Annotated in this window: 30 protein-coding genes and 1 riboswitch; of the genes, 15 read left to right on the forward strand and 15 right to left on the reverse strand. The window is 69.8% G+C overall.

Going from position 1 to position 26,330, the window contains the following annotated elements; all coding sequences use genetic code 11:
* The first annotated feature begins 8 nt into the window (after window positions 1–8).
* From PUT80_RS18125 to PUT80_RS18135, 3 genes are read left to right on the forward strand one after another with little or no spacing between them, the layout of a single operon-like run.
* A complete protein-coding gene (locus PUT80_RS18125; protein ID WP_037808630.1) occupies window positions 9–1,130 on the forward strand; it encodes a folate-binding protein YgfZ in 1,122 nt (373 codons plus the stop codon).
* 49 nt (window positions 1,131–1,179) lie between these two features.
* Window positions 1,180–1,743 (forward strand): hypothetical protein, encoded by a 564-nt coding sequence (locus PUT80_RS18130; protein ID WP_037809370.1) that lies wholly within the window; start codon window positions 1,180–1,182, stop codon window positions 1,741–1,743.
* Window positions 1,740–2,684 carry an asparaginase gene (locus PUT80_RS18135; RefSeq protein WP_134727620.1) on the forward strand — a complete coding sequence of 315 codons (945 nt, stop codon included), beginning with the start codon at window positions 1,740–1,742 and terminating at the stop codon, window positions 2,682–2,684. Before PUT80_RS18130 ends, PUT80_RS18135 begins: the two co-directional genes overlap by 4 nt.
* On the opposite strand, the gene PUT80_RS18140 is transcribed toward PUT80_RS18135, so the two are convergent.
* Window positions 2,665–3,561, reverse strand: coding sequence for a hypothetical protein (locus tag PUT80_RS18140; RefSeq protein WP_238603863.1), 897 nt, complete (start codon window positions 3,559–3,561; stop codon window positions 2,665–2,667). The genes PUT80_RS18135 and PUT80_RS18140 overlap by 20 nt on opposite strands.
* Before the next feature lie 207 nt (window positions 3,562–3,768).
* Between PUT80_RS18140 and PUT80_RS18145 the strand changes: the two genes are divergently transcribed.
* The 3 genes from PUT80_RS18145 (at window position 3,769) to PUT80_RS18155 (ending at window position 5,824) form a co-directional block, all read left to right on the forward strand.
* The gene (locus PUT80_RS18145; protein WP_037716129.1) at window positions 3,769–3,951 is read left to right on the forward strand and encodes a DUF3073 domain-containing protein; all 183 of its coding nucleotides are present in this window, start codon (window positions 3,769–3,771) and stop codon (window positions 3,949–3,951) included.
* A gap of 110 nt (window positions 3,952–4,061) precedes the next feature.
* Window positions 4,062–4,922, forward strand: a complete 861-nt coding sequence (locus PUT80_RS18150) for a 3-hydroxybutyryl-CoA dehydrogenase (RefSeq protein ID WP_078870267.1) — start codon at window positions 4,062–4,064, stop codon at window positions 4,920–4,922.
* 68 nt (window positions 4,923–4,990) lie between these two features.
* Complete coding sequence (locus PUT80_RS18155) at window positions 4,991–5,824, forward strand: alpha/beta hydrolase (RefSeq protein WP_275292927.1); 834 nt, start codon at window positions 4,991–4,993, stop codon at window positions 5,822–5,824.
* Here PUT80_RS18155 and PUT80_RS18160 read toward each other — a convergent pair.
* Genes PUT80_RS18160 through PUT80_RS18175 form a run of 4 tightly spaced genes read right to left on the reverse strand, consistent with a single transcriptional unit; the run spans window position 5,817 to window position 9,910 of the window.
* Window positions 5,817–6,602 (reverse strand): ECF transporter S component, encoded by a 786-nt coding sequence (locus PUT80_RS18160; protein WP_134727624.1) that lies wholly within the window; start codon window positions 6,600–6,602, stop codon window positions 5,817–5,819. The two genes, PUT80_RS18155 and PUT80_RS18160, sit on opposite strands and share 8 nt — an antisense overlap.
* A complete protein-coding gene (locus tag PUT80_RS18165; protein WP_037808643.1) occupies window positions 6,599–8,197 on the reverse strand; it encodes an ABC transporter ATP-binding protein in 1,599 nt (532 codons plus the stop codon). Before PUT80_RS18165 ends, PUT80_RS18160 begins: the two co-directional genes overlap by 4 nt.
* Entirely contained in the window at window positions 8,194–9,273 is a 1,080-nt protein-coding gene (locus PUT80_RS18170; RefSeq protein WP_106961381.1) for a CbiQ family ECF transporter T component, read from the reverse strand. Before PUT80_RS18170 ends, PUT80_RS18165 begins: the two co-directional genes overlap by 4 nt.
* Window positions 9,260–9,910 (reverse strand): hypothetical protein, encoded by a 651-nt coding sequence (locus PUT80_RS18175; RefSeq protein ID WP_037808649.1) that lies wholly within the window; start codon window positions 9,908–9,910, stop codon window positions 9,260–9,262. The genes PUT80_RS18170 and PUT80_RS18175 overlap by 14 nt, the downstream gene beginning before the upstream one ends.
* A 12-nt stretch (window positions 9,911–9,922) precedes the next feature.
* Window positions 9,923–10,053: riboswitch (cobalamin riboswitch) on the reverse strand.
* Window positions 10,054–10,100: 47 nt separating this feature from the next.
* Between PUT80_RS18175 and PUT80_RS18180 the strand changes: the two genes are divergently transcribed.
* Together PUT80_RS18180 and PUT80_RS18185 are read left to right on the forward strand one after the other, a co-directional pair.
* Entirely contained in the window at window positions 10,101–10,997 is an 897-nt protein-coding gene (locus tag PUT80_RS18180; protein ID WP_275292928.1) for a Gfo/Idh/MocA family oxidoreductase, read from the forward strand.
* Between the two features lie 182 nt (window positions 10,998–11,179).
* The gene (locus tag PUT80_RS18185) at window positions 11,180–11,911 is read left to right on the forward strand and encodes a GNAT family N-acetyltransferase (RefSeq protein ID WP_275292929.1); all 732 of its coding nucleotides are present in this window, start codon (window positions 11,180–11,182) and stop codon (window positions 11,909–11,911) included.
* On the opposite strand, the gene arfB is transcribed toward PUT80_RS18185, so the two are convergent.
* From arfB to PUT80_RS18205, 4 genes are all read right to left on the reverse strand, one after another.
* Window positions 11,908–12,336: an alternative ribosome rescue aminoacyl-tRNA hydrolase ArfB gene (gene arfB / locus PUT80_RS18190; RefSeq protein ID WP_238603856.1), complete on the reverse strand. Its 429-nt coding sequence runs from the start codon at window positions 12,334–12,336 to the stop codon at window positions 11,908–11,910. The genes PUT80_RS18185 and arfB overlap by 4 nt on opposite strands.
* A gap of 33 nt (window positions 12,337–12,369) precedes the next feature.
* Window positions 12,370–13,440: a phosphoribosylformylglycinamidine cyclo-ligase gene (gene purM / locus PUT80_RS18195; protein WP_037808659.1), complete on the reverse strand. Its 1,071-nt coding sequence runs from the start codon at window positions 13,438–13,440 to the stop codon at window positions 12,370–12,372.
* A gap of 31 nt (window positions 13,441–13,471) precedes the next feature.
* Window positions 13,472–15,010 (reverse strand): amidophosphoribosyltransferase, encoded by a 1,539-nt coding sequence (gene purF / locus PUT80_RS18200; RefSeq protein ID WP_037808661.1) that lies wholly within the window; start codon window positions 15,008–15,010, stop codon window positions 13,472–13,474.
* Window positions 15,011–15,130: 120 nt separating this feature from the next.
* Window positions 15,131–15,613: a MarR family transcriptional regulator gene (locus PUT80_RS18205; RefSeq protein ID WP_275292930.1), complete on the reverse strand. Its 483-nt coding sequence runs from the start codon at window positions 15,611–15,613 to the stop codon at window positions 15,131–15,133.
* Window positions 15,614–15,694: 81 nt separating this feature from the next.
* On the opposite strand from PUT80_RS18205, the gene PUT80_RS18210 reads away from it, so the two are divergent.
* A complete protein-coding gene (locus PUT80_RS18210) occupies window positions 15,695–15,988 on the forward strand; it encodes a DUF1330 domain-containing protein (protein ID WP_134662128.1) in 294 nt (97 codons plus the stop codon).
* Between the two features lie 108 nt (window positions 15,989–16,096).
* On the opposite strand, the gene PUT80_RS18215 is transcribed toward PUT80_RS18210, so the two are convergent.
* The 4 genes from PUT80_RS18215 to PUT80_RS18230 form a co-directional block, all read right to left on the reverse strand.
* Complete coding sequence (locus tag PUT80_RS18215) at window positions 16,097–16,489, reverse strand: hypothetical protein (RefSeq protein WP_037808664.1); 393 nt, start codon at window positions 16,487–16,489, stop codon at window positions 16,097–16,099.
* Entirely contained in the window at window positions 16,476–16,715 is a 240-nt protein-coding gene (locus PUT80_RS18220) for a DUF397 domain-containing protein (protein WP_020664000.1), read from the reverse strand. The genes PUT80_RS18215 and PUT80_RS18220 overlap by 14 nt, the downstream gene beginning before the upstream one ends.
* Before the next feature lie 486 nt (window positions 16,716–17,201).
* On the reverse strand, window positions 17,202–18,080 hold the full coding sequence (locus tag PUT80_RS18225; RefSeq protein ID WP_043834668.1) for a helix-turn-helix transcriptional regulator: 879 nt from the start codon (window positions 18,078–18,080) through the stop codon (window positions 17,202–17,204).
* 168 nt (window positions 18,081–18,248) lie between these two features.
* Window positions 18,249–18,629 (reverse strand): sterol carrier family protein, encoded by a 381-nt coding sequence (locus PUT80_RS18230; RefSeq protein ID WP_238603854.1) that lies wholly within the window; start codon window positions 18,627–18,629, stop codon window positions 18,249–18,251.
* 59 nt (window positions 18,630–18,688) lie between these two features.
* On the opposite strand from PUT80_RS18230, the gene PUT80_RS18235 reads away from it, so the two are divergent.
* Window positions 18,689–19,342 carry a type VII secretion system-associated protein gene (locus tag PUT80_RS18235; RefSeq protein ID WP_037808668.1) on the forward strand — a complete coding sequence of 218 codons (654 nt, stop codon included), beginning with the start codon at window positions 18,689–18,691 and terminating at the stop codon, window positions 19,340–19,342.
* Window positions 19,343–19,491: 149 nt separating this feature from the next.
* Window positions 19,492–20,250, forward strand: coding sequence for a lysozyme (locus tag PUT80_RS18240; RefSeq protein WP_308196581.1), 759 nt, complete (start codon window positions 19,492–19,494; stop codon window positions 20,248–20,250).
* Between the two features lie 46 nt (window positions 20,251–20,296).
* On the opposite strand, the gene PUT80_RS18245 is transcribed toward PUT80_RS18240, so the two are convergent.
* Complete coding sequence (locus PUT80_RS18245; protein WP_255443103.1) at window positions 20,297–20,431, reverse strand: hypothetical protein; 135 nt, start codon at window positions 20,429–20,431, stop codon at window positions 20,297–20,299.
* Between PUT80_RS18245 and PUT80_RS18250 the strand changes: the two genes are divergently transcribed.
* The 4 genes from PUT80_RS18250 (at window position 20,424) to PUT80_RS18265 (ending at window position 23,956) form a co-directional block, all read left to right on the forward strand.
* Window positions 20,424–21,314, forward strand: a complete 891-nt coding sequence (locus PUT80_RS18250) for a lysozyme (protein WP_275292931.1) — start codon at window positions 20,424–20,426, stop codon at window positions 21,312–21,314. The two genes, PUT80_RS18245 and PUT80_RS18250, sit on opposite strands and share 8 nt — an antisense overlap.
* Before the next feature lie 189 nt (window positions 21,315–21,503).
* Window positions 21,504–22,337: a hypothetical protein gene (locus PUT80_RS18255; protein ID WP_275292932.1), complete on the forward strand. Its 834-nt coding sequence runs from the start codon at window positions 21,504–21,506 to the stop codon at window positions 22,335–22,337.
* 4 nt (window positions 22,338–22,341) lie between these two features.
* Window positions 22,342–23,277 carry a pentapeptide repeat-containing protein gene (locus PUT80_RS18260; RefSeq protein ID WP_037808679.1) on the forward strand — a complete coding sequence of 312 codons (936 nt, stop codon included), beginning with the start codon at window positions 22,342–22,344 and terminating at the stop codon, window positions 23,275–23,277.
* A gap of 16 nt (window positions 23,278–23,293) precedes the next feature.
* Entirely contained in the window at window positions 23,294–23,956 is a 663-nt protein-coding gene (locus PUT80_RS18265) for a nitroreductase (RefSeq protein ID WP_037808682.1), read from the forward strand.
* Window positions 23,957–23,992: 36 nt separating this feature from the next.
* On the opposite strand, the gene purL is transcribed toward PUT80_RS18265, so the two are convergent.
* Entirely contained in the window at window positions 23,993–26,299 is a 2,307-nt protein-coding gene (purL, locus tag PUT80_RS18270) for a phosphoribosylformylglycinamidine synthase subunit PurL (protein ID WP_037808684.1), read from the reverse strand.
* Between the last annotated feature and the right edge of the window lie 31 nt (window positions 26,300–26,330).

Raw genomic sequence — 26,330 nt, forward strand, 5'->3', positions numbered from 1 at the left:
TTAGGGCTATGCCGTACAGCTCGCCGCTGCTCGAAATCCCCCGCGCGGTCGCCGCGCCCGAGGGCCACCCGGAAGCCGGAGTTCCGTGGCACTGGGGCGATCCGTTCGCCGAGCAGCGCACCGCCGCCCGAGGAGTAGTCGTCATCGACCGCTCGCACCGAGAAATCCTCGCTGTCACCGGCGAGGAACGCTTGTCCTGGCTGCATTTGGTGATCTCGCAACACGTCACCGAACTCGCCGCGAACACCGGCACCGAAGCGCTCGTCCTCGACAGCCAGGGCCACGTCGACACCCATTTCGTGCTCGCGCACGCCGGCGAGACGGTGTACCTCGACAGCGACCCCGGCCCACTCGTCACGAGCGCGTTGCCCAAGGGCGGCAAGCAAACCCTGCGCGAGTACCTCGAAGCGATGAAATTCTGGTCCAAGGTCGAGATTCGCGACGTGACCGAAGAACTCGCCGTTCTTTCCGTGCTCGGCCCGGAGACCGACAGCGTGCTCGGCATCGAGCTCGGCACCGAGCCGTATTCGGTGGCCGCGTTGCCCGAAGGCGGTTTCGCCCGCCGGATGCCGTGGCCGACGCGAGCGGGCGCGGATCTCGTGGTGCCGCGCGCTCAGCTCACTCAATGGTGGCAACGGCTCACCGACGCGGGCGCGCGTCCTGCTGGCTCCTGGACGTTCGACGCGCTGCGCGTGGAATCGCGGCATCCGCGGCTCGGTGTCGACACCGACGAACGGACGATCCCGCACGAGGTCGGCTGGATCGGCTCGGCCGCGCACGTCGCGAAGGGCTGCTACCGCGGCCAGGAAACCGTCTCGAAGGTGCACAACGTCGGCCGCCCGCCGCGGTATCTCGCGCTGCTGCACCTCGACGGTTCGCCGGAGATCACGCCGGAGACCGGCGACCCGGTGAAGCTCGGCGAGCGCGTCGTCGGCCGGATCGGCACGGTCGCGCAGCACCACGAACTCGGGCCGATCGCGCTGGCGCTGGTCAAACGCTCGGTGCCGGGCGGGGCGGAGCTGCTGGCAGGCGACGAGGACCGAGTGGTCCAGGCCACTGTCGATCCGGACTCGGTGCCGGGCGAGCACGCGGCGCCCGGACGGGAAGCAGCGCAGAGACTGCGGGGCTGAAGTGAACTCGACGGTAGCGTCGTCGCCGAATGTGGAGCAGGATGTGCCCGTGATCGAAGTGCGTCCCGGCGGGCGGCGACGGATCGACCGCGTCCTCGGCCCGGGATATCTCACCGGATTAGGCGACTTGCCGCTCCCGGTGCTGCGCGAGCGGCGCGACGAGGCCGCGCAGGAAGAGACAGACCTGTCCTACCTGCGCCGGCTCCTGCACGCCCGCATCGACATCGTGCGCGCCGAACAGGAGCGTCGCTCGTCCGGCGGGGAAAGCATCGTCGACCGGCTCGCGTCCATCCTCGCCGACAACGCGCTCGGCCCGGCCGCCGGTTCCGGCAGGCACCAGCAGCTCGAACCGTCCCGCGCGGGCGAGCACCGCAGGCACGCGGAGGCGCTGATCGGCGACACCGGGCTCACCGACGTCGGCTCGCTGTCGGACGACAAGCTCGCCGCCGCGCTGGACACGTACGCGGCCGAGGAAGCCTCCGTGTCCTCCTTCCGCCGCCAGGTCCAGGGCGTGATGGACACGCTCAACGCCGAGATCGCCGGGCGCTACAGCAGCGGAGCGGCCACTGTGGACCAGTTGCTGGACAGCGAACTGGGGCGCGTCGAGGAATGACCGGCCAGCCGATTCTCGTCGAGGTCGTCCGGAACGGTTTCGTCGAGAGCGTTCACCACGGATGTCTCGTCGTCACCGCGCCCGACGGCACCGTCCGGTTCTCCGCGGGCGACGTGACCAGCCCGTTCTTCCCCCGGTCGGCGAACAAGCCACTGCAGGGCGTCGGGATGCTCCGCGCCGGTCTCGGCTACGACGGCGCGGACCTGGCGCTGGGCTGCGCCTCGCATTCCGGCGAAACCGGACATGTCGAGCGCGTCGCCGCGATGCTGTCCGGCGCCGGGCTCGATCCGGCGGCGCTGGCCTGCCCGGCCGAGCTGCCGATCGGCGAGGACGCCCGGCGCGCGGCCGACGAGCCGCGGAAGATCACCATGAACTGCTCCGGCAAGCACGCCGCGATGCTCGCCACCTGCGTCGCGAACGGCTGGCCGACCGAGGGCTACCAGCTGCCGGACCATCCGTTGCAGGTCCAGCTCGCGAAGACGGTCGAGGAGCTGACCGGCGAAGCCATCGCCGCGGTCGGCGTCGACGGCTGCAGCGCGCCGCTGTTCGCGTTCTCGCCGACCGGCCTCGCGCGGTCGTTCGGCCGGCTCGCGCAGGCCGAACCGGGTACCGACGAACGCCGAGTCGCGGACGCGATGCGTGCGCACCCGTGGCTGGTCGCGGGCACCGGGCGGGAGGACACCCGGCTGATGCAGGCCGTGCCTGGGCTGCTGTCGAAGAGCGGCGCGGAAGGTGTCCTGGCGTTCACGCTGGGCGACGGCACCGCGTGCGCGATCAAGATCGCGGACGGCAACAAGCGGGCGTTGGCGCCGCTGGCCATGGCCGTGCTCGCGCGCCTGGGCATCGAGACCCCGGACGAGCTGTCCGATCTGGCTCACCCGCCGGTGCTCGGCGGCGGCACACCTCAGGGCGAGCTGCGGGTCAGTTGGAGTGTTCCTTAGCCGCGAGGTCGCCCCAGAACTCGCGCAGCTGCGAAAACAGCTCGGCCAGCTCCTCGACGTTCCCGGTGCGCAGCGCGTCGAGGATGTCGTGGACCTCCTCCGCGGTGGAGTCGGCGTCGAGCAGCGAGTCGGCGAACAGTTGCACGAGACCGCCGTAGTCCAGTTCGACGACCGAGTCCGGGTCGAAGCTCTCCAGCCACTGCCGGGTCTGCGACAGCACCCGGCCGGGGCCGGAGTCGCCGAAGGTCGTCTCGATCAGCTCGCCCGCCTCGGACGCCCGGCGGAGCGCGGCGGACATCGGGGTGCGCCAGGACGCCTCCCGCACCGGGTCGTCCGGGCCGCTGCCGAGCACGAGCTTGCGTTCGTCCGGATCGACCAGCGAGAACCAGGGCAGCGGGACGGTCCAGGTGGTGGTGAGGGTGTGCGCGGCGGTGGCGGTGAGGTCGGTCATCGCGGCCTTGGTCTGCGCGCGGGCCTTGTCCGCGGTGACGCCGCCCGCGTCGAGGACCGCGATCCGCAACGCGGGCTCGGCGTCGGCGAGGAAGGTGCTCAACGCCGCGGCGGAGCGGGCGCGCAGTTCGAGCGGGCACGCGAACGGGCCCTCGGCGGTGTGGCCGGCGGGGACGTCGGCCGGGTCGAGCACGAGCACGTCGGTGACGAGGCTCGGCGCGGGCCGTCCGTCGCGCAGCTGCGCGGGCAGCAGCCGAACCGGCGCGGCCGCCTGTGACTTGAGCCACATCCGCTGTTCGCGTTCGCCGATCCCGATCCGGCTGAGCCCGCCTGCGGAAACGGCCTCGACCAGCTGTTGCGCGGGGGGATCGCCCAGCGCGCGCAGAGGTTCGTACACCCGCAGATAGGCCACGAAGGGTCGGAGCACCCGAGCATCGTGGCACGCCGACCAGCACCGATCGGCATCGACGTGCCGGTAACCGGCGTCCGGCGGACACTGTCGCGACGAGCACACCGTGCCACGTCGCATCCAACCCCCGGGACACGGTACGGTGTCAGCAGGAAAGAACTGTCGAGACGATGCGGGGCCGCCGATTCCCCCGGCCGCCCCGCCCCTGTGCGAGGGGGTCGAGCCATGGGGCGCGGCCGGGCTAAGGCCAAGCAGACGAAGGTGGCGCGCGAGCTCAAATACAGCTCCCACGAAACCGACTTCGATGCTTTGCAGCGCGAGCTGTCGAGTAGTTCCTCGGACAACCACGAGGACGACAAGCGGTACGAGGACCCGTACGACGACGGGTACGACGAGTACCGCCGTTGACGCAGGCACACGACACGCGAGGGCGGAATCGGACCAAGGTCCGAGACGCCCTCGTGCGTTGTGTGCTGCCCGTTTTCTCGGCACGCCGATGAGGTGAAGGAGTGGGACGGGTGAGCGACATCGCACGAGTAGGTGTGGTCGGGGCCGGGCTCATGGGCTCCGGCATCGCCGAGGTGCACGCCAGGTCCGGGTTGGACGTGCTGGTCACCGAGGTGAACCAGCCGGCCCTCGACGCGGGCAAGGCGCGCATCGAGAAGTCGCTGCAGCGCGGCGTCCGCAACGGCAAGCTGGCCGCCGAGGACGCCGAGGCGGCGCTCGGGCGGCTGCGCTTCACCACGGACATCGCCGAGTTCGCCGACCGCGATCTCGTCGTCGAGGCCATCCTGGAACAGGAGCAGGCCAAGGTCGACGTGTTCCGGGCACTGGACAAGATCGTCGAGCGCGAGGACGCGGTGTTCGCGTCCAACACGTCGTCGATCCCGATCATGAAGCTCGGCATGGCCACCGGCCGTCCGCAGCAGGTCGTCGGCATCCACTTCTTCAACCCGGTGCCGGTGCTGCCGCTGGTCGAACTGGTCCCGTCGCTGCTGACCAGCGAGGAGACCGCTCGCCGGGCCGAGGAGCACGCCACCGGCGCGCTGGGCAAGACGGTGATCCGGTCGCAGGACCGGGCCGGGTTCATCGTGAACTCGCTGCTCGTGCCGTATCTGCTGTCGGCGATCCGGATGATCGAATCGGGCTTCGCCTCGGCCGAGGACATCGACCGCGGCATGGAGCTGGGCACGGCGCACCCGATGGGTCCGCTGCGGCTGTCCGACCTGATCGGCCTCGACACCATCAAGGCCATTGCGGACTCGATGTACGCGGAGTTCAAGGAGCCGCTGTACTCGTCGCCGCCGCTGCTGCTGCGCATGGTCGACGCCGGGCTGCTCGGCAAGAAAACCGGCCGCGGGTTCTACTCGTACTCCTGACTTTAGTTGCGGGCCTGATCACCTTTTCCCCGCTGTGCGCGGCCGGGCGGATCGCTTGACTGTGCGGCATGACTTCGACGTTCGTCTTCGCCGCCGGTGCCAACGGCGTGTCCGCCGCGCCGCCGGAACTCGTGCTGCGCGGGTATCGCGGGGTGGGGGTGCCGCAGCCCGAACAGCAGTTCCGGCTGTCGTACCAGGCACCGCAGGATCTCGGCGCGTTCGCCACCGAACCGTCGGCGCTGGTCGGCCTGACCGTGGCCGACCAGGTCGCGACCACTGTGGACGTCGTCCGCCGGGCCGCGAAGCTGGGTCCGGTCGTGCTGGTCGGGTCGAGCATCGGTGGTGCGCTGGTCACGCTCGTCGCCGAAGAGGTTCCGGAGCTGGTGTCGGCGCTGGTCTACGACGCCGCGTTCTGCTGCGTCGAACTGCCGACGCCGGAGGAATACCTGGCCACGCCTGAAGCCGCGACGTCGCAGATCGGGGCGATGCTCGGGTTCATCGCAGCCGACCCGGCGGTGATCGGCGCGATGCGCTTCAACTGGCGGTCTTCCGCGGCGGAGGCATTGACGGCGGCGAAGGCAGCGCTCTGCGCGGACGCCACCGACGGTGAGTTCTACGCCCTGCTCAACGCGATGGCTCCGGACGACATCATCGGCCGCGGCGCCACCGACTCGCGCGGCACGCCGGAGCGGTGGGGGCGCGTTCCGCGGCTTTACGTCCGGCACCTCCAAGACCACCTGGTGCCGCTCGCCCTCCAGGACCGGATGATCACCGAGGCCGACGCGCGCACTCCCGGCAATCAGTTCGAGGTCCACGACATCGACACCTCGCACTTCCCGAACGCGGCCGGGATGGCTCAGCTCGTCGAGGTCTTGGACAAGGTCGGCCAGTCGCTCAGCTGAACGCCGCTCGTCGCGCGGCCCGGCGCAGCACGGTCAGGATCGCCGGGCCCAGCACGAGGATCGCGACCAGGTTCGTGAGCGCGCGGCCGGTGTCCCAGCCCAACGTGGACGTCAGCACGGTGAACACCAGGAACCGGTGCAGGTTCTCGCCGAGCGGTCCGCCCGGGACGAAGTCCAGCGCGGTGTGGCTCGCCAGGAAAGGCCAGGTGAACAGGCTCATCGCGAGGCCGTAGAAGTACGCGGCGACCACTCCGTAGAGCGCCAGCAGCGCGATCTCCCACCGGCCCTTCACCCGGCGCGGCAGCAGCCCCGCACCCAGCCCGACCAGCGACGACGCCAGCATCTGGAACGGCAGCCACGGCCCGACGCCGCCGGTGAGCAGCGCGGACGCGAACAGCGACGTCGAACCGAGGACGAATCCGAAGCCCGGCCCGAACACCCGCCCGGCCAGCACGAGCAGGAAGAAGACCAGCTCGATTCCGCCGGTGCCCGCGCCGAGCGGACGCAGCGCGGCGTTCACCGCGGACAGCACGCCGAGCAGCGCGAGCGCCTTCGCGTCGAGTCCGCCGCTGGACAGTTCCGCCAGCACGATCAGGATCAGCACCGGCAGCGTCACGAGGAAGACGAACGGCGCGTCAGTCACGTGCGCGGAGGTGCCGACGGTGCTGCGGGCCAGCAGCGGCCAGCAGAACATCGCCAGTCCGACCACGACGGCCGCCGTCAGCACCAGCGCCGTGCGGTGCCGGATGCGGACGGCTGGGCCCAGGAAATCGGTCACGCCAGCGCCTTCGCCACCGCGTCCACGGTCAGCCACGGCTCCGGCGCGAGGATCTTCGCCACCTGCGGCGCGAAGGCGGGCGAGGCCACGACGACGTCCGCGGTCGGGCCGTCCGCGACCACTTCGCCCTCGGCGAGGACCACGACGCGGTGTGCGGCGGAGGCGACGAACTCGACGTCGTGGGTGGCCAGCAGCACCGCGTGTCCCTCGGCGGCCAGGTCGGCGAGGATGGTCGCGAAGTGCCGTTTCGCCGGGTAGTCCAGGCCGCGGGTCGGCTCGTCCAGCAGCACGACCGGCGGGGCGGCGGCGAGCTGAACGGCCAGGACCAGGGCGAGTCGCTGGCCTTCGGAGAGGTCGCGCGGGTTGGTGTCGTCTTCGATGCCCGGAACGAGACGGTCGAGGAGCTTCCGGGCGGTGCCTGCGGTGACCTCCGATTCGACGTCGGCTTGGCGGCATTCCGCTCCGACCGAATCGAGATACAGCAGGTCAGACGGGGTTTGCGGGACCAGCCCGACGCGCGTGCGGGCGGCCCGCGAGCGGAGGGTCTTCGGGTCCGCGCCGAGGACGTCGACCGTGCCGTCGGAGCGGGGTCCGCTGCCCTGCAACGCCCACAGCAGCGAGGACTTGCCGGAGCCGTTCCGGCCCATCAGCGCGACGACCTCGCCGCGGTCCAGCCGCAGGTCAACGCCCCGCACCGCGTTCACGTTGCCGTACCGGACCCGCACGCCCCGCGCGGTGAGGACCGCTTCGCCCGAGCTTTGTGCCGCCGCAGCAGGGCGACGCTCGGCCAGGCGTTCCCTCAGCGGGCGGGCGAGCCGACGCGCGTCGCGAACCGACAGCGGCAGCGGCGACCAGCCCGCGAGCCGGCCCAGTTCGACGATCGGCGGCGCGACATCAGTATCGGCGAACACCTCCGCGGGCTGCCCGGAGACGACGGTGCCGTCGCCGGGTAGGTAGAGCAGGCGGTCGGCGTACTGCGCGACGCGTTCCATCCGGTGCTCGGCGACGACGACCGTCGTGCCCAGGTCGTGCACCAGACGCGTGATCGCGGCCAGGACTTCCTCGGCCGCGGTCGGGTCGAGCGCTGACGTCGGTTCGTCCAGCACCAGCACGCTCGGGTGCGCCGTGAGCACCGCGCCGATCGCGACGCGTTGCTGCTGCCCGCCGGAGAGCGTCCGAAGTGGACGGTCGCGGAGTTCAGCGATGCCCAGCAGATCAAGGGTTTCCTCGACGCGTTTGCGCATCACGTCCGGCGCGACAGCGAGCTGCTCCATCGCGTACGCGAGTTCTTCCTCGACGGTGTCGGTGACGAAACCGGCCAGCGGATCCTGTCCGACCACGCCGACGACCGACGCCAGTTCGCGCGGCGGATGCGTCGCGGTGTCGAGCCCGCCGACCTTGACCCGGCCGGCCAGCGTGCCGCCGGTGAAATGCGGGACCAAGCCGTTGACCGCACCGAGCAAGGTCGACTTGCCGACCCCGGTACGGCCGGCGACGAGGCAGAGTTCGCCCTCCTCGATCGTGAGGTCGACGTCCCGGAGCACCGGCCGGTCCGCCCCGTCGTACGTGACGCTGACGTGCGAAAACTCGATCATCGGGCGACCTCCGACACCAGCGCCGGACGCGGCGCGAACCAAGCGGGCAGCACACTGATCAGCACCGCGACGGCCGGCAGCAGCGGCAGCTCCGGCCAGGTCAGCGGGCTGGCCGGGGTGGTGAGCGAAACCGGGTCGGCGAGCAGCACGAGCACCGCGGTCGCGACGCCGCACAGCGCGACCAGCGTTTCCGGCAGCCGCCACGGATCGGGCCGGTAGGTCGTGCGGCGGATCTGCCGTCCGCCGAGGACGAATCCGGCAGCGGCCAGCACCAGACCGGCGATGAGCATCGGCACGCCAAGCCACGACGCGGACCCGTCGAGCACGCCGTAAACCCCGACCGCGACACCCACCAAACCGGCCAGCACGCAGGTCGCGATCAGCATCCGGACGCGCGGGGAGAGGTAGCCGCGCCGCCCGTAGCCGCGCGAATCCATGGCCGCCGCGAGTTGCAGCGACCGGTCCATGGCGTCAGCGAGCACCGGCACGAAAATCCCCTTCACGAACCGGAAGCCGCGCGTCTTCCCGGAGCGCAGCCGCCGCGCGCGACGCACCCGCTGCACGCTCTCGACCAGCTGCGGGGCCACCGACAGCGCGACGGTCACCGCCGTTCCCACCTCATACAGCGCCCCGGGTACCGCCTTGAGCAGGCGTTTCGGGTTCGCCAACGCGTTCGCGGCGCCGACGCAGAGCACGATCGTCGCCAGCCGGAGCCCGTCGTAAAGCCCGCCGAGCAGCTCCTCGGCCGAGGTGGGGCCGAGGAGCTGAATGCCGGCCGCGACGCTCGGCAACGGGATGGTCGGCAGCGTGAACAGGATGTGGCCGCCGTCCTCGCCGCCGATCAGGATCCGGAACAGCACGCGCGATGCCAGGATCACCGCGGCGATCCAGGCGTACATCCGGAACGCCAGCGCCCACGGCGCGTCGCCGCGGCGGAGCACCACGACGAACCCGGCCACCGCGATCACCAGAGCGAGCAGCACCGGATTCGTAGTCCGGCTCGCGGCGACGGCGAGCGCGAGCGCCCACACCCACCACGCGCCGGGATGGAGCGCTCGCGGACTACTGCCCAGCACGCCTGCGGCGCACCGCGACGACCGTCCCGGCCACCACGAGCAGCACGACGACCACGATGCCGATCACCAGTCCCCACGAGAACCCGCTGTCCGAAGTGGACGCCGGAGCCTGCGCGGGCGCATTGGCCTTGCGCACCGGTTCGGTGCGCGGCGGCGGATACTCGGTGTAGGACTTGCCGATCGCGAACGACCAGCCCTCGAATGCTCCGGCGGGCGGCTTCCAGCTCTGCGCACCGACCTGCGCCGACTGCCATTTGCCGCCGTTGGTGGCGGTCCAGAAGCTCCACGACGCCTTCTCCGGCGGCATGCCGGTGCAGGTCTGATCCGCGGGCTTGCTCTCGATCTTGCACATCACGGCCAGGCCGTACTTGCCCGCGCCGGTGATTTCGAAGCCGGCGTTTTGCAGTGCGGTGACGCCGTTTTCCTGCTTGCCCGGCGCGCACCGGATGAGGGTTTCCCCGCCAAGCCCCTGGAAATCGACGATCACCGTGACGCCGTTGTCGTCCTGGCAGTAGCCGTCGGTGCCCTTGCCGGGCGTGGTGGCCGAGGCGGAAGAAGCACCGCCGAGACCGGTAGCGACGAGAAGAGCGCAGCCGGCGAGGACTCGCCCCCAGTGCCGCGCGTGCACGAACCGCATGTCAGATGTACCTCGCATCGATCGGACCACGACGGGCGATCCGGCTCGCGGTCCCTCGCGGGGCCGCTCACGGTTGCGGGCCAGCGCCGGATTCTCACCGGCTTCCCCCGTTCGTGGCGAAGAACTTGTCGACGTTAACGCACCGCAGGCCGCGCCGGAAGCGACCGCGGACACACCTACACTTCCGGGCGTGGGACAGGACCAGCTGCGCGTCGGCCTCGTAGGAACCGGACCGTGGGCCACCACGGTGCACGCCCCCGGGCTCGCGGACCATCCGGGGACCGTGCTCAGTGCGGTGTGGAGCCGAAGGCCGGAGGCCGCCACCGCGCTGGCGCAGGCCTACGACGCCGTGCCCACCAGCGATCTGGACGAGCTGTTCGAGCAGGTCGACGCGCTCGCGTTCGCCGTGCCGCCGACCGTGCAGGCCGAGCTGGCGACCCGGGCCGCGGAGGCGGGCAAGCACCTGATCCTGGAGAAACCGATCGCCCCCGACCTGGCCACGGCGCAGCGTCTCGCGGACGCCGTGACGTCCGCTGGCGTCGCTTCGCTGGTGATGCTGACGCTGCGGTTCGCGCAGCAAACGCGCGATTGGCTGGACGGCGTCACTGCCGCCGGCGGCTGGCGAGGCGGCAGCGTGCACTGGCTGTCGGGCGCACTGCTCAGCGGCAAATACGCGACCTCGGCCTGGCGACAGGATCCGGCCGGCGGCGCGCTCGCCGACATCGGCCCGCACGCGTTCGACCTGCTCGACGCCGCCCTCGGCCCGATCACCAACGTCCTCGCCGCACACCGCGGTCCCGAAGACCTGTGGCAACTGCTGCTCGAACACGAGGGCGGCATCACGAGCACCGCAACGCTCAGCCTGCGCCTGCCGGTCCAGCCGACGGTGGTCGAGTATTCGGTCTTCGGCGAACACGGCCTCCGCACGCTGGGCCGCACCGGCACGGCGAACGACGCGTACACCGCGCTGCTGGACGACTTCGCCGCGATGGTGTCGTGCGGAACGACCACGCATCCCTGCGATGTCCGCCGGGGCGTGCACCTGGCCCAGATCGTGGACCAGGCCCGCGCCGCGCTGAACCGTTAATTCGCTTGCCGGGTCTGAGACGATGAACGGGAAGTTCGTTTCGGACGAAGGAATGCCTATGTGCTCCGCCACGGCCCGCCCCGGCCGCCTGGCCTGAGCTGTTCGGCCTGCGCGCCCGGCGTGGGGTTGCCAGTTGTTGTGCTGCCCGCGCATTCCTTCTTCGCGAAAGGCTTCCACCAGAGATGTCCGCCCTTCAGGCATACGTCCGCGCGACCGCACCGATCGGCCGCGAAACCGAGCGAATCGGCCCGTTCCTGGCGACTTTCGCCAAGGACAGCTCTCATCCGATGGCGAACTACGCCATCCCCGACGACGGCGCGAACCCTTCGTCCGCCGAGATCGCTCTCCTGATTTCCGCTTACCGGCAACGAAATCTCCTGCCCCGGCTGGAGTTCTTCACCGACGCCGCTCCCCACGCCGAGGCAGCGCTCGTCGCCGCCGGATTCACGCTTGAACGACGCGTGCCGGTGATGACCTGCGACACCGAAGACCTCGTCGATTGTGTTGCGCCAGAACACATTCAGCTGCGCGAACCGTCGTCCGACGACGAGTTCCGCCGCCTGCGGTCCGTGCAGAACGTCGCTTTCGGCGAGTCGCCCGACGTGTCGGACGCCGATGTCGAACGCAACCGCGACTACCTGACCGTCCTGGCCGAACACGGCGAAACCGTTGTGGGCGGCGGAATCGCACTGGACATCGTCTCCGGCGCAACGGAAATCGTCGGCATCGCCGTAGCCGCAGAACACCGAGGCCAAGGCATCGCGGCGGCGATCACCGCGCACCTCACGCGCTTAACCCACGAACGCGGTGCACGGACAGCATTCCTCACGCCGGGCGATGTGGGGATCGGGACGGTGTACCGGCGCGCTGGGTACCAGGTCGCGGGTGAGTGCGTGCACCTGTCGCTGAGCTAGTCGTCGTACCGCCCGCCGCGGCCGCGTTTTACGTCGCTGCGGCGTTTCTTCGCGGCCAGACGGCGTTCCTTCGAGCCTCGCGACGGCTTGGTGGGACGTCGTTTGGCCGGCGGCGGCGCGGACGCCTTCGCCAGCACATCGGCGAGCCGCTCCCGGGCCGCGTCGCGGTTCATCAGCTGGGAGCGGTATTCGCTGGCCGCGATGGTGAGCACTCCGCCGACCAGGCGGGTGCCGAGGCGGGCCGTGATGCGTTCCTTCAGCGCGGGCGGGATCACGGCGGAGCCCGCGACGTCGAACGACAGCTCGACGCGCGAGTCCGTCGTGTTCACGCCTTGTCCGCCCGGTCCCGAGGATCGGGAGAAGCGCTCTCGCAGTTCGGCGCCCGGGATCACGAACCGGGCGCCGACGCGTACGTCCTCCGCCATGTCCTCAGTGTCTCAAGACGAGGCAAGCGGCTTTCAGAACCGCGGGTGGTCGCCGGACAGCACCGCGCGCGGGCCGTCCGGGTCTTCGGCGGGCTGGATGTCGCCGAGGATCCACGCGGGCACGTGCCGCGCGGTGAGCACCGCCAGCGCCCGGTCGACGTCCTCGGCGGACACGATCGCGACCATGCCGACGCCCATGTTGAACGTCTTCTCCAGCTCCGCGCGCTCGACCTTGCCGCGCTGCCCGATCAGCGCGAACACCGGAGCGGGCGTCCACGTGCCGCGTTCGAGCTTGGCGACGAGGCCGCGCGGCATCACGCGCGCGAGGTTGGCCTCGAGGCCGCCGCCGGTGATGTGCGCGAACGTGCGCACCTCGGTCTCGGCGACCAGCGCGAGGCAGTCCTTCGCGTAGATCTTGGTGGGCTCGAGCAGCTCCTCGCCGAGGGTGCGGCCGAACTCCTCGACGTGCCCGTCCAGCGGCATCCGCGCGATGTCCAGCAGCACGTGCCGGGCCAGCGAGTAGCCGTTGGAGTGCAGGCCGGACGAGCCCATCGCGATGACGACGTCACCGGGGCGGACCTTCTCCGGCGAGAGCAGCGCGGACGCCTCGACCGCGCCGACGCCGGTGGCCGACAGGTCGTAGTCGTGCTCGCCCATCAGCCCGGGGTGCTCGGCCGTCTCGCCGCCGAGCAGCGCGCAGCCCGCCTGGACACAGCCCTCGGCGATGCCGCCGACCAGCGCCGCGATCTTCTCCGGCACGACCTTGCCGACCGCGATGTAGTCCTGGAGGAACAGCGGCTCGGCCCCGGTGACGACCAGGTCGTCGACGACCATCGCGACCAGGTCGATGCCGACCGTGTCGTGCTTGTCGAGCGCCTGCGCGACCGCGATCTTGGTGCCGACGCCGTCGGTCGACGACGCGAGGATCGGCTCTTTCCACTTGTCGAGCTTGAGCGAGAAGAGCCCGGCGAAGCCGCCGACCCCGCCGCGCACCTCGGGCCTCGTCGCCCGCTCAGCGTGTGGCTTGAGCAGCTCGACGGCCTGGTCACCGGCGTCGATGCTGACCCCGGCGGCTGCGTACGTGGCGCTCGTGGACTCGCTCACGGAAGCGGACTCCCTACTGGACATGCTTGGTTCACGGACGCCGGACGGCGTCTTCGGCACCGTACCCGGCGGCGCTGACGGGAGTCGCCGCGCCACCGGCGGCGTCCATGCTCTCGAGCAGGTGCTTGCCGATGAGCGCGTCCTCGGGCAGCGGAATCGGGTACTCGCCGGAGAAGCAGGCCGTGCACAGCCGCGACTTCGGCTGCTCCGACGCCGCGACCAGGCCGTCCAGCGAAATGTAGCCGAGCGAATCGGCTCCGATCGAACGGCGGATGCCGTCGAGGTCGACGCCGTTGGCGACGAGTTCGGCCCGCGACGCGAAGTCGATGCCGTAGAAGCACGGCCAGCGCACCGGCGGCGACGCGATCCGCACGTGCACCTCGAGCGCGCCCGCCTCGCGCAGCATCCGCACGAGCGCGCGCTGGGTGTTGCCGCGGACGATCGAGTCGTCCACCACGACCAGGCGCTTGCCGCGGATGACGTCGCGCAGCGGGTTCAGCTTCAGCCGGATGCCGAGCTGCCGGATGGTTTGCGACGGCTGGATGAAGGTGCGCCCGACGTAGGCGTTCTTGACCAGACCGGTGCCGTACGGCAGGCCGGAGCCCTGCGCGTACCCGATCGCGGCCGGGGTGCCGGACTCCGGCACCGGCATCACGAGGTCGGCGTCGACCGGATGCTCGGCGGCCAGCTTGCGGCCGATCTCGACGCGCGTGGCGTGCACGCTGCGGCCGGCGATCGACGTGTCCGGACGGGCGAGGTAGACGTACTCGAAGACGCAGCCCTTGGGCTCCGGGTTCGCGAACCGCGACGAACGCAGCCCCTCGGCGTCGATGGCGATCAGCTCGCCCGGCTCGACCTCGCGCACGAACGACGCGCCGCAGATGTCGAGCGCGGCGGTCTCGCTCGCCACGACCCAGCCGCGCTCCAGCCGACCGAGCACCAGCGGGTGCACGCCGTGCGGGTCGCGGGCCGCGTACAGGGTGTTCTCGTCGGCGAAGACCAGGCAGAACGCGCCCTTGAGGGTCGGCAGCAGGTCCAGCGCGGCGGCCTCGATGCCCTTGTCCGCGGCGTTCGCGGCGAGCAGCCCGCAGACGAGGTCGGAGTCGCTGGAGGACCCGGTGAGCCCGGCGTGCGGCTTCAGCCCCGCGGCGACCGTGCGATCGCGCAGTTCGGCGGTGTTGACCAGGTTGCCGTTGTGCGCGAAGGACAGGCCGCTGCCGGTGTCGGTGGTGCGGAAGATCGGCTGGGCGTTCTCCCAGATCGTGGCCCCGGTCGTGGAGTACCGGCAGTGCCCGACGGCGATGTGCCCCTGTAGGGACTGCAGGACCTGCTCGTCGAAGACCTGGCTGACGAGCCCGAGGTCTTTGAAGACGACGATCTGCGAGCCGTCCGAGACGGAGATGCCCGCTGCCTCCTGCCCGCGGTGCTGCAGGGCGTAGAGGCCGTAGTAGGTGAGCTTGGCGACTTCTTCCCCGGGAGCCCAGACGCCGAAGACGCCGCACTCCTCACGGGGTTCCGGTTCGGGTTGATCTTCGGGTCGATCAGTACTGGCGGAGGGGTCGGAAACCACCGGGAAGCTCCCAGGAAGACGTGGGCGGGCCGAGTCCAAGTGTAAGGGGTGGATGAGGTGGGGGGCCGGTCCGCGGCGTGGTTCTGCCCACTACGGGGGAGGATTTCCGGAGCGGTGCTCTCAGTTCAGGCCACTGGTCTTGGGCTGGAGTGGGCGCTTCGCCCCTTCTCGACTCCGGCTTTCGAGCTCTGCCAGGTGGGCCAGCGCCGGAAGCGCCGCCGTCAGGGCCTCGACCTCGTCGTCGGCGAGTTCGTCGATCAACCGCGCGTACGCGTCGACGCCCGCCTGACGGCGCGTTTGGACGTACGCCTCGCCAGCCTTGGTCAGCGACACCAGCGTGACCCGCTTGTCGGACGCGTCGCGCCTCCGCTCGACCAGCCCGGACTCCTCCATCGCGCGGACCAGGACGGTCATCGCGGGCTGGGTGACGCCCTCGGCCACGGCCAGATCGGTGATCCGTCGCGGGCCGCACCGGTGCAGGGTGGCCAGGGTGGCGGCGGACGTGACGCTGAGGTCGCGCGGAAGGCGTCTCGCGGCCCTGGTGGCCAGCTCGTAGAGGGCCGACCCGATCGCAGCGCCGCGAGTCGCGTCTTGACGGCTCATGCGGGAAGCATAGACTATTTATATTAATCCTTTATGCATCCCCGCCGGCCGGACGCGTCCGGCCGAACACAGGAGGTTTCCGTGGCCAAGGGCTACTGGGTCAGCGTCTACCGCGTCATTTCCGACCCGGAGAGGCTGGCCGCTTACAACAAGCTGGCCGCCGCCGCGGTCCAGGCCGCGGGCGGTCGGGTCCTCTCCCGCGGCGGCAGCCGAGTCGTCGTCCACGAGTCCGGAATCCCGGAGCGCGTCGTGCTGATCGAGTTCGACAGCTTCGAAGAAGCCGTGGCGGCCTATGAGAGCGAGGCGTACCGGGAAGCGCTGGCAACCCTCGGCGACGCCGTCGAGCGCGACTTCCGGATCATCGAAGGCGTCTGACCGACCAGCACGGGCCAGAAATGAGCCAGGCCCCGCACGAAGTGGATTGGGCCACTTCGTACGGGGCCTGAAATCAGGGGCACCGATGGGGACAGCGCGGAGGGTGGATCAGCGGGCGGCCAGCCACTTCGAGCGGCCGCCTCGGCCCGGGACCCAGCAGCCGTTCGCGGAGGCTGCCGCGGCGGGGGCCGGCTGGCGCTCGGGGAGGGCCAGTACTTCGCCCAGCACCTGGCTTGCTTCGCCGCGCGAGCGCCACAGGGTGGACGCCGGGGCGAAGATGTTCTGCTCGCTGCCAGGGAGGCGCGTGGCCTCGACGTCGTCTTCGGCGTTCAGCCGGACGACGTCCACCACATTGTCGTGCACTCGCACTCCGACCACGGCCTGCACTTCGCCCGCTCCGTCCGTCGGGTGGACGAACTGGTAGCCGCGGGCGATGAGTCGCTGCAGGCCCTGCTCGATGTCGAAGGCGGAGCCCACGACGGCGGCCTCAGCCGAGGACATCGTCGAATTCGCCGTCCTTCGCGCCGGCGAGGAAGGCGGCCATCTCCGCGCGCGTGTAGACGAGCGCCGGGCCCTCCGGGAAACGGGAGTTCCGCATCGCGATCTCGCCCGAGGTCAGCGGGGCTACTTCGACGCAGTTGCCCACCGCACCGCTGTAGCTCGCCTTGCGCCACTGGGCGCCGGTCAGACGGTCGGCCGGAATACCGTTCTCGAACCGCTCAGCCATGATGCCACCTTCCGGGAAGGACGATGAAAAGCTCAGGAATCTGCATGTGCATCTGCCTGTGACTTCGACGCTAGCACGCGCGCATGCAGCGGTAAATGCACGTGCAGAATTTTCTGCAAATTTCTCACTGCGTGACGACACGGTTCAGTAGAAGTTCCCAGACAGGTGATTCGAGCACTACCCGAACGGGCTAATTATTACCCCGGGTCACGATATTGGCGGCCTGATAACGCACCGCGTTCGTGACTCGCCGCCGCCGGGTGCAGCGGGTGAATACGGAACACTTACCGTGACGGCCGGAGCAGCGATAGGAAGCGTGCGACCGGGTCAGTGGAAGGCAGTTTCCGGACTTATGCACGCTCGGTGAGGAGAATGGGGCGGGGGCGTTCTCTATTCGACTACCCCTGCCTCGGATGGGCGGGACGGAATTCTCGGCAGAGAGAATTTCGCCGAGGCGATCCCCCGGCGTGAGGAAGAGCAGGGTGCTTAGATCTCGGCCTTGCGCTTGGCGATGCGGGCCCGGCTGCGTTCCGGGGTCTCCGCGTCGACGGCCAGCAGGTCCAATGCGCGGCCGTACTTCTCGATCTCGTCGCGCTTGTCGAGGTAGTGCGCGCCGGTCAGGTACTCGACGTAGACGATGTTCGGCAGTTCCGCCTCGGCGAAGCGCAGCAGCGAGAACGCGTGCTCGGCCGACAAACCGCTTCGGCAGTACGGCAGGATCTGCACCGACACGTGCGGCAGCGTGGTGACCTCGAGCAGGTACTCCAGCTGCTGCCGGAACACCTTCGGTCCGCCGATCGGCCGGTACAGCACCGATTCGTCGAGCACCGCCCAGATGCGCGGCGCGTCCGGGCGGGCCAGCATCTTCTGCCGCCGCATGCGCAGGGCCACCAGCTGGTCGACGCGTTCGTCGGCCATTTCCGGGCGGCCGTGGCTGAAGATCGCTCGCGCGTAGGGCTCGATCTGCAGCAGGCCCGACACGAACAGCGGCTCCCAGATCTGGATCCGGGACGCCGCTTCCTCAAGGCCGACGAGATCGGTGAACCAGCCGGGCACCGTCTCCCCGAACTTGCGCCACCAGCCCGCTTCGTTCGACTGCTTGACCATGTCGAGGAACGCTTTGCGCTCCTCTTCGTCGGAGACGCCGTACATGGTGAGCAGGTCGGCGACGTCGCGTTCCTTGAAGCCGACGCGGCCGAGTTCCAGCCGCGAGATCTTGGATTCCGAATCGCGGATGTTGTAGCCCGCCTGCTGACGCGTGATCCCGGCTTCCTCGCGCAAGCGGCGAAGCTGCGAGCCGAGGATCATCCGGCGCGCTGTCGGGCCGAGGCTCTGCTCGCCGGCGGACACGCCTACCGCGTTCATGACCAGGGCCCTTCCATCGCCGCTCGTTCGTCACGGGAATCGAAATCCGACTACCCAAAGTACACGCAAGGCACTGCCCCGGACAGCGTGGCACAGGCCTCGGCTCAGGGGATTCTACGGAGTGTGTGCCTCAGAAGACACTCCTGAGAGAACAATTGCCGCGGAAAATCAGATTCGCACGACCGGGAGCCAGTGCGCGAGGTCCGCGCGGCTGCCCGAGGCCGTCACCCGGGCGGCGCCGAGCGCGTCGTCCCAGTCCAGGAGGCCGGTGGCCAGTTCGAGCCACGTCCGCGGGTCGGTCTCGACGACGTTGGGCGGCGTGCCGCGGGTGTGCCTCGGGCCCTCGATGCACTGCACCGCGGCGTACGGCGGCACCCGGACCTCGACCGTGTGCCCCGGCGCGTCCTGCGCGAGCGTCCGCAGGGTCGCGCGCACCGCGGCGGCGAGCTCGGCGCGGGCCGGATCCGGCCCGGAACCACGCAACCAGTCCGAAACGGCCAGCACCGCCGCTCGTAACTGAGCGGGATCGACCGAACGCGAAGAGGCCATGCGACAACAGTAGAGTGGCCGCGGACGGACTTTCAGGCACCCGGCACCGAGGGACGGCGATGGCGCAGCGGGACGAGGCAGATCGGATGGTTTCCCGGACCCCGGCGGGCAAACGCGCGCGCCGGAACGCGTACCCCCGCCGCGGGCCGCAGGGAAAACCCGAGATCACTCCCGAGATGCGGGCCAACGCGCGGACGAACCCGAACAGCTGGCTGTATGTCATCGACGAGGCCTTCGACGCCCGCGGTCCGGTGCCGTCGTGGGCGGTCGTCGGCGCGTATCCGGTGAACGGGACGGGAGAGGTCGTCGAGGACTTCCACCCCAACGACCGGTACCGGCCCTCGCCGAAGGCGCTCGGTTTTCCCGAGCCGCGCAACGAACTCGAGCGGCTGCTGCAAATGGTCCGGACCGAACACCGGCCCGCCGAGGACCTGCCGCGCGTCATCCTCGATTCGACGCTGCTGGTCTACGCCCTGTCCCCGGTGCAGCGCACGGTGATCGGCTTCCACAACGCCGACGGACGGGTCATGGTCCCGGCGTACACGTCGAAGTCGCTGGTGCCGCGCGAATGGCCGCACGCCCGCGCGGTGCTCGGCCGCGACATCGTCGGGCTGCTCGCCGGACATCCGCTCGCGGTCAACCCGCACGACCTGATCACCGCCGTCGTGCCGGCCGAGCACCTGATGAAGGCGCTGGCCGAAGAACGGCGCTGACCTGGGCAGACCACACTGCCGAGTGATCATGATTCGCCGAAACCCGCTCGCCCGGGCATCGTGACGCAGTAGGAGTACACGCGTCCGGTGAGGAGCCCTGGGTGAAGCGTCATCTGCTGCTGCGCTGGAGCGCGGTTCTCTTCGCCGGGATCACCGGCACGTCCCTGTGCGAAACGGCGCAGGCGGCACCGAGCTACGCCGGGGCCGCGGACAACTACGCCGGTTCGCAAATCGCGAAGCACGAAGGCGTTCTGGGAGCGCCGAACATCTCGTACACGACACAAGACCAGTACCTCGGCCACGACGTCAGCGGACACCAGGGCCCGGTCGACTGGCCCGCCGCGGCGGGAGCGGGCGCGAAGTTCGTGTACGTGAAAGCGACCGAGGGCACCGGGTTCGTCAGCGGGCAGTTCGCCCAGCAGTACAACGGTTCCTACCAAGCCGGCATCGTCCGCGGCGCCTACCACTTCGCGCGCCCGGACGTGTCCGACGGCGCCGCGCAGGCCAACTACTTCCTCGCGCACGGCGGCGGCTGGTCGGCCGACGGCAAGACGCTGCCCGGCGCACTCGACATGGAATACAACCCCTACGGCGAAACGTGTTACGGCAAGGACGCCAACGGGATGGTCGCGTGGGTCCGCGCGTTCTCCGACACCTATCGCGCCCGCACCGGACGGCTGCCGACGATCTATACGTCGACCAGCTGGTGGAAACGCTGCACCGGAAACAACCCTTCTTTCGGAGGGAATCCGCTCTGGATCGCGCGCTACAACTCCTTCATCGGCGAACTCCCCGCGGGCTGGGGACAGCACGCCATCTGGCAGTTCTCGAACAGCGGCGCCCTGCCCGGCGACCAGAACTGGCTCAACGGAACCCAGTCAGCCCTGCGCAATCTGGCATTCGGGTGAACGTTCGTGACGCGGTCACGAATTAGTCATCACCGCTCGATGAAAATCACCCACTCGCCCATTCATCTTCACGGAACTTGATGACAAACGACGATTCGTCCTCAAGAATCTCCCCCGTGGCGGCTACCTGCACATAGCCGCCCTCCGCGAGGGTATCTGTGAAGGGATCGACGATGTCCACTTCCCGAAGAGGGCGGCGCGGCGCGCTGCTTTCCGCTCTGACCGTCCCGGTTGTCGCGCTCCTGCTCGGCGCTTCGACCGAGGCGACCGCCGCCCCGGCGGCTTCCCCGCTTTCCGCGCGGGAGATCAACTCCGTCAACGCCGACATCCAGGCGAACAACCACACCATGGGGTCGCAGATCCGGCGCGTCGAGGGGGATCACTCCACTCCCGAGACGAAAGCCGCCGCACAGCAACCGCAACCCGCCGCCGCGTTGCCGAACCAGGTGGCGGCCACCGTCGCGGGCATGGACGTCGCCAGCTACCAGGGCAACGTCAACTGGGCCAACTGGTGGGGCCAGGGCAAGCGATTCGTCTGGACCAAGGCGACCGAGAGCACGAACTACACGAACCCGTACTTCGCCCAGCAGTACAACGGTTCCTACAACCAGGGCTTCATCCGCGGCGCCTACCACTTCGCCACCCCGAACACCTCGAGCGGAGCGGCACAGGCGACCTACTTCGTCGCGCACGGCGGCGGCTGGTCAGGGGACGGCAAGACGCTGCCCGGCGCGCTGGACATGGAGTACAACCCCTACGGCGCGACCTGTTACGGGCTGAGCAAGGCGTCGATGACGGCGTGGATCAAGGACTTCCACGACACCTATCACGCGAAAACGGGCCGCTGGCCGGTGATCTACACGTCGACGAACTGGTGGAACCAGTGCGTCAGCGGCGATTTCTCCAGCACTGCGCCGCTGTGGGTCGCGCGGTACGCGTCCTCGGCCGGAACGCTTCCGTACAACTGGGGCTACTACACCGTGTGGCAGTACACCTCGAGCCCGCTGGACCAGGACACGTTCAACGGCGCCTACGACCGGCTGCAGGCACTCGCCAACGGCTGACCTGAGGGCGCGCACGGACGCGGCTCCCGGTTCTCCCCTCCTCCTGCCGGGCGGGGCGGCCGGGAGCCGCTTTTGTGCGAGCTTTGCCCGCCTTGCACAATGCAGACCTGGGGCGGAGACGGAACCGCCTGGGCCGGCGGGGCGTCAGACCGCGGCGCGAGTCGGTGCAGCAGGAAGGCGGAACCGGACATGACTTACCCACCGCAGCCCGGACAGGGCGGGGACCCCTACGGCCAGGGCTGGCAGCAGCCCGGCTCGGGCGGGGTGCCGCAGCAGCCGGGGTGGGACCCCAACCAGGCCCAGCAGCCGGGCGGATACCCGAACCCCCAGCAGCAGCCCGCCTGGGACCCGAACGCCCAGCAGCAGGGTTGGGACCCGAACGCTCAGCAGCAGTACCCGGGGTACCAGCAGCAGCCCTACGGCGGCACCCAGCAGTTCCCGCAGCAGGGCTGGGACCAGGGGCAATACCCGGGCGGACCGGGCGGCGAGCCGCCGAAGAACAACAAGACCGGCCTGTGGATCGGCATCGCCGTCGCGGTCGTCGTGGTGGTCGCGCTCGGCATCACCGGGTTCGTCGCGCCGGGGTTCTTCCTCAGCAAGGACGACAAGGGCACCACACAGGCGCAGCCGCCCGCCCCGGCCCCGTCGCAGTCGTCGGAGGCTCCGCTGCCGAGCGACTCGTCGTCGCCGTCCACGGATTCGAGCGACGACCCCGATTCGGGCGGCGCGTCGGGCGAGGCGAAGCAGGTCATCGACGACTTCCTCGCGAAGCTCAACGCCAAGGACGCGGCGGGCGCGACCGCGATGGCCTGCCAGGGCACCGAGAGCATGTCGAAGCGCAGCATCGACGAGACCACCAGCGGCGACCCGCAGCTCACGCTGAGCAAGGTCACCGCGGGCAGCGCCACGACGAGCGCCCGGATCACCGGCAAGCTGTCGGGCAAGGACGCCAGCGGCACGATGGTCATCATGAACCGCAGTGGCGGCTACTGTGTGGGGCTGTACCTGATCCTCGCGTTCTGACCCGGTGCGCTCGCCGCTGCTGTGGACGTTGATCGCGTCCGTGGCACTGCTGTGCGGGGTCGGTGGCTGGTTGCTCGCCGACCCCGCGACAAGCCGTAGTGAAGCGTTGAAAACCGCCGGTCTCGCCGGTGGCGCGGTCGTGGCGTTGTACGCGTTGTGGCTCAACGATCGCCGCCGCCGCGTCGAGGAGGCGCGACAGGCGATCGAGCAGCAGCGGCACGACGTCGACCGCGAGCGGATCTCCGACGAGCGGTTCGCCAAGTCGGTCGAATTGCTGGGGCACGAGGCCGATCAGGTGCGGGTCGGCGCGTTGCACGCGCTGGCCGGGCTGGCGCGGACGCGGCCGGAGTATCGGCAGACCGTGCTGGACGTGCTGTGTTCTTATCTGCGGCGGCCGTTCATGCACGGCCGCTATGACAATGATGAAGTTACGCCCGAGCAGGAACGCGAGCTGCAGGTGCGGCTCACCGCGCAACGGCTGATCCGGGATCTGCTGCCACCGTCCGATGTGGACGGACCGGGTCCGGACCTCGATCTGACCGGCGCGGTCCTGGAGTATTTCGACCTTTCCCGCCGCCGGATCGGTGGCCTGCTGCTGCGGCACGCTTCGCTGTACAGCAGCACGAACCTCAGCGGCTCTGTCTTCACTGGGCAGGCTTATTTCACCGCGGCGGGCACGGGTCCCGGCCGCCTGGTGGGCGTTTTCCGTTGCCGCAACGCGACTTTTCTCGACCGGGCCTGGTTCTCCGGTACCGAATTCTCGGAACGGGCCAATTTCTCCCACACCACGTTCGCCGGTCCGACCACCTTCAAGGGCGCGACCTTCGCGAAGGAAGTCCTTTTCGACGGGGCGGCGTTCTCCGGTCCGGTGGAGGCAGCGCTGCCGGACGGCTGGAAGCTGGATCCGCAGAATGGCGGCTATGTCGCGGTGCCGATCTGAGTAGCATCAAGAAACCGTGGACGTCTACGAAGCGGTGCGTTCCCGGCGGTCTGTCCGCGGCTTTCTCGGCAAGCCGGTACCCGGCGAAGTCCTGACCCGAGTCCTCGCCACGGCCCTGCGCGCCCCTTCTGGGGGAAATCTGCAGCCGTGGCGGATTTACGTCCTGACCGGCGCGAAGCTGGCCGAGCTGAAATACCTGGTCGGGCAGCGCATCGCGGACGGCGACACCGGCGATCCGCCCCAGGTGCTGCCCTATCCGCAAGTGTTGCCCGAGCGGTACGCGCGGCGGATCGAGGAGCTGGGCGCGCTGCGCTACGGCGCGGTCGGGGTCGCGCGGGAGGATTACGCGGGCCGGGAGCGGGTCCGGGTCCGGAATTGGGACTGCTTCGGTGCTCCAGTCGCGCTTTTCTGCTACCTGAACGAGCAGATGCTTCCGCCGCAATGGCTGGACGCGGGGATGTTCCTGCAGACCGTGATGCTGCTGCTGCGCAAGGAAGGGCTCGACAGCTGCGCGCAGATCGCGTGGGGCCGGTACCACCGGAGCGTCACGGAGATCGCGGAGCCGCCGCCCGGATACGTCCTCGGCTGCGGCATGTCGATCGGGTACGCGGATCCCGACGAGCCCCGGCCGGCGATTCCGCGGGCAGAGCTGGCGGAGGTGGTCACCTTCCGCTCGTGAGTGCCGGCGCCGGTCCGCACCGGCACTCACGAGGGCTCAGTCGAACAGCGCCGGAAGGGTCTTCTCCCAGGTCTCGCGCAGTTCTTCAAGGGAGAACTCGGTGACGCCCTGGATCTCCAGCGTTCCGGAATCCGGGTCGACGACACCGGTCTTGCGCCACGGCAGGCCGCGCGCGGTGCACATTTCGGTGAACCGCAGCTCTTCCGTGCGCGGGACCGCCACCAGCACGCGGCCGGACGACTCGGAGAACAGCTGCACGAACGGGTCCTGGTCGCGGTCGAGGAACACCCGGGCCCCGCACTGTCCAATGAGGACAGTCTCGGTGAGCGCCTGTGCCAGACCGCCGTCGGCGAGGTCGTGCGCGGCGGAGATCATGCCGTCGCGCGAACCGGCGACCAGGACGTCGGCCAGCAGCTTTTCGCGGGCCAGGTCCACCCGGGGCGGAACGCCGCCGAGGTGCCCGTGCAGTTCGCGGGCCCAGGCCGAACCGTCCAGCTCGTCGTGGGTGTCGCCGAGCAGCAGCAGCGTCTCGCCCGCTTCCGCGCCGATGCCGGTGGGGATGCGGCGGGTGACGTCGTCGATCACGCCGAGCACCGCGATCACCGGGGTCGGCAGGATCGCCGTGTCGCCGGTCTGGTTGAAGAAGCTGACGTTGCCGCCGGTGACCGGGATGCCCAGCTCGACGCACGCGTCGGCGAGACCGTGCACGGCCTGCTCGAACTGCCACATCACGCCCGGGTCGGTCGGGGCGCCGAAGTTGAGGCAGTCGGACACCGCGACCGGGGTCGCGCCGCCGGTGGCGACGTTCCGGTACGCCTCGGCCAGCGCGAGCTGCGCGCCGCGGTACGGGTCGAGGTAGACGAACTTCGCGTTGCAGTCGGTGGCCACCGAGACGCCGCGGTTGCTCTCCTCGTCGATCCGGATCATGCCGGAGTCGGACGGCTGGGACAGCACCGAATTGCCGCGCACGTAGCGGTCGTACTGCGCGGTCACCCATTCCTTCGACGCCTGGTTCGGCGACGCGATGAGCTTCAGGAAGTCCGCGCGCAGTTCCTCGGGCGTCGACGGGCGCGGGAGCTTCGCGGAGGTGTCGGCGACGAGGCCGTCCTGGAACGCCGGGCGCTCGATCGGGCGGTCGTACACCGGGCCCTGGTGCGCGACGGTGTGCGCGGGCACGTCGACCACGATCTCGTCGTTCCAGGTGATGACGAGGTGCTCGCCGTCGGTGACCTCGCCGATGTCGGTGGCGATGACGTCCCACTTGGCGCAGACCGCCATGAACGCCTCGACGTTCTCCGGCGCGACGACCGCGCACATGCGCTCCTGCGATTCGCTGGAGAGCACCTCGGCGGGCGTCATCCCGGTGGCGCGCAACGGAACCCGGTCGAGGTAGATGTGCATGCCGCCGTCACCGGCCGCGGCCAGCTCGGACGTCGCGCACGACAGCCCGGCCCCGCCGAGGTCCTGGATGCCGACGACCAGCTTCTCGCGGAACAGGTCGAGACAGCACTCGATGAGCACCTTCTCGGTGAACGGGTCGCCAACCTGCACGCTGGGCAGCTTCCGCCGGCCGGACGCGGATTCGTCGCCGGAGAAGGTGTCGCTGGCGAGCACGGACACGCCGCCGATGCCGTCGAGACCGGTGCGCGCGCCGAACAGGATGATCTTGTTGCCCGAACCGGAGGCGAACGCCAGGTGCAGGTCCTCGGTGCGCATCGCCCCGACGCACAGCGCGTTGACCAGCGGGTTCCCCGCGTAGGAGGGGTCGAAGACCAGCTCGCCGCCGATGTTCGGCAGGCCGAGGCAGTTGCCGTAGCCGCCGACGCCCGCGACCACGCCGGGGAGCACGCGCTTGGTGTCCGGCGCGTCGGCCGGGCCGAAGCGCAGCGCGTCCTGCACCGCGAGCGGCCGCGCGCCCATCGCCATGATGTCGCGCACGATGCCGCCGACGCCGGTGGCCGCGCCCTGGTACGGCTCCACATAGGACGGATGGTTGTGGCTTTCCACCTTGAAGGTGACCGCCCAGCCGTCGCCGATGTCGACCACGCCCGCGTTCTCGCCGATGCCGGCCAGCATCTTGGCCTTCATCTCGTCGGTGGCGGTTTCGCCGAAGTAGCGCAGATGCTTCTTCGAGGACTTGTAGGAGCAGTGCTCGCTCCACATCACCGAGTACATCGCGAGCTCGGCGTCGGTGGGCCGGCGGCCGAGGATTTCCCGGATCCGCGCGTACTCGTCTTCGGCGAGGCCGAGTTCGACGTACGGCTGGCTCGTTTCCGGGGTCGCCGCGGCCACTGCGGTGGTGTCAACTGTGCTGGTCACGGTATCCGTGTCAGGGTTCGCCACGGCCTTAAGACTACGTGTCGGCCGGGTCACA

Source organism: Amycolatopsis sp. La24 (genome assembly GCF_029087445.1).
Taxonomy (GTDB): Bacteria; Actinomycetota; Actinomycetes; order Mycobacteriales; family Pseudonocardiaceae; genus Amycolatopsis; species Amycolatopsis nivea.

What these genes read in the sequence shown, in the direction of transcription:
- PUT80_RS18125 (WP_037808630.1), top strand. Translation starts at nt 9, where the DNA reads ATGCCGTACAGCTCGCCGCTGCTCGAAATCCCCCGCGCGGTCGCCGCG.
- PUT80_RS18135 (WP_134727620.1), top strand. Translation starts at nt 1,740, where the DNA reads ATGACCGGCCAGCCGATTCTCGTCGAGGTCGTCCGGAACGGTTTCGTC.
- PUT80_RS18145 (WP_037716129.1), top strand. Translation starts at nt 3,769, where the DNA reads ATGGGGCGCGGCCGGGCTAAGGCCAAGCAGACGAAGGTGGCGCGCGAG.
- PUT80_RS18155 (WP_275292927.1), top strand. Translation starts at nt 4,991, where the DNA reads ATGACTTCGACGTTCGTCTTCGCCGCCGGTGCCAACGGCGTGTCCGCC.
- PUT80_RS18165 (WP_037808643.1), bottom strand. Translation starts at nt 8,197, where the DNA reads ATGATCGAGTTTTCGCACGTCAGCGTCACGTACGACGGGGCGGACCGG.
- PUT80_RS18175 (WP_037808649.1), bottom strand. Translation starts at nt 9,910, where the DNA reads ATGCGGTTCGTGCACGCGCGGCACTGGGGGCGAGTCCTCGCCGGCTGC.
- PUT80_RS18185 (WP_275292929.1), top strand. Translation starts at nt 11,180, where the DNA reads ATGTCCGCCCTTCAGGCATACGTCCGCGCGACCGCACCGATCGGCCGC.
- arfB (WP_238603856.1), bottom strand. Translation starts at nt 12,336, where the DNA reads ATGGCGGAGGACGTACGCGTCGGCGCCCGGTTCGTGATCCCGGGCGCC.
- PUT80_RS18205 (WP_275292930.1), bottom strand. Translation starts at nt 15,613, where the DNA reads ATGAGCCGTCAAGACGCGACTCGCGGCGCTGCGATCGGGTCGGCCCTC.
- PUT80_RS18215 (WP_037808664.1), bottom strand. Translation starts at nt 16,489, where the DNA reads ATGTCCTCGGCTGAGGCCGCCGTCGTGGGCTCCGCCTTCGACATCGAG.
- PUT80_RS18220 (WP_020664000.1), bottom strand. Translation starts at nt 16,715, where the DNA reads ATGGCTGAGCGGTTCGAGAACGGTATTCCGGCCGACCGTCTGACCGGC.
- PUT80_RS18225 (WP_043834668.1), bottom strand. Translation starts at nt 18,080, where the DNA reads ATGAACGCGGTAGGCGTGTCCGCCGGCGAGCAGAGCCTCGGCCCGACA.
- PUT80_RS18230 (WP_238603854.1), bottom strand. Translation starts at nt 18,629, where the DNA reads ATGGCCTCTTCGCGTTCGGTCGATCCCGCTCAGTTACGAGCGGCGGTG.
- PUT80_RS18235 (WP_037808668.1), top strand. Translation starts at nt 18,689, where the DNA reads ATGGCGCAGCGGGACGAGGCAGATCGGATGGTTTCCCGGACCCCGGCG.
- PUT80_RS18250 (WP_275292931.1), top strand. Translation starts at nt 20,424, where the DNA reads ATGTCCACTTCCCGAAGAGGGCGGCGCGGCGCGCTGCTTTCCGCTCTG.
- PUT80_RS18255 (WP_275292932.1), top strand. Translation starts at nt 21,504, where the DNA reads ATGACTTACCCACCGCAGCCCGGACAGGGCGGGGACCCCTACGGCCAG.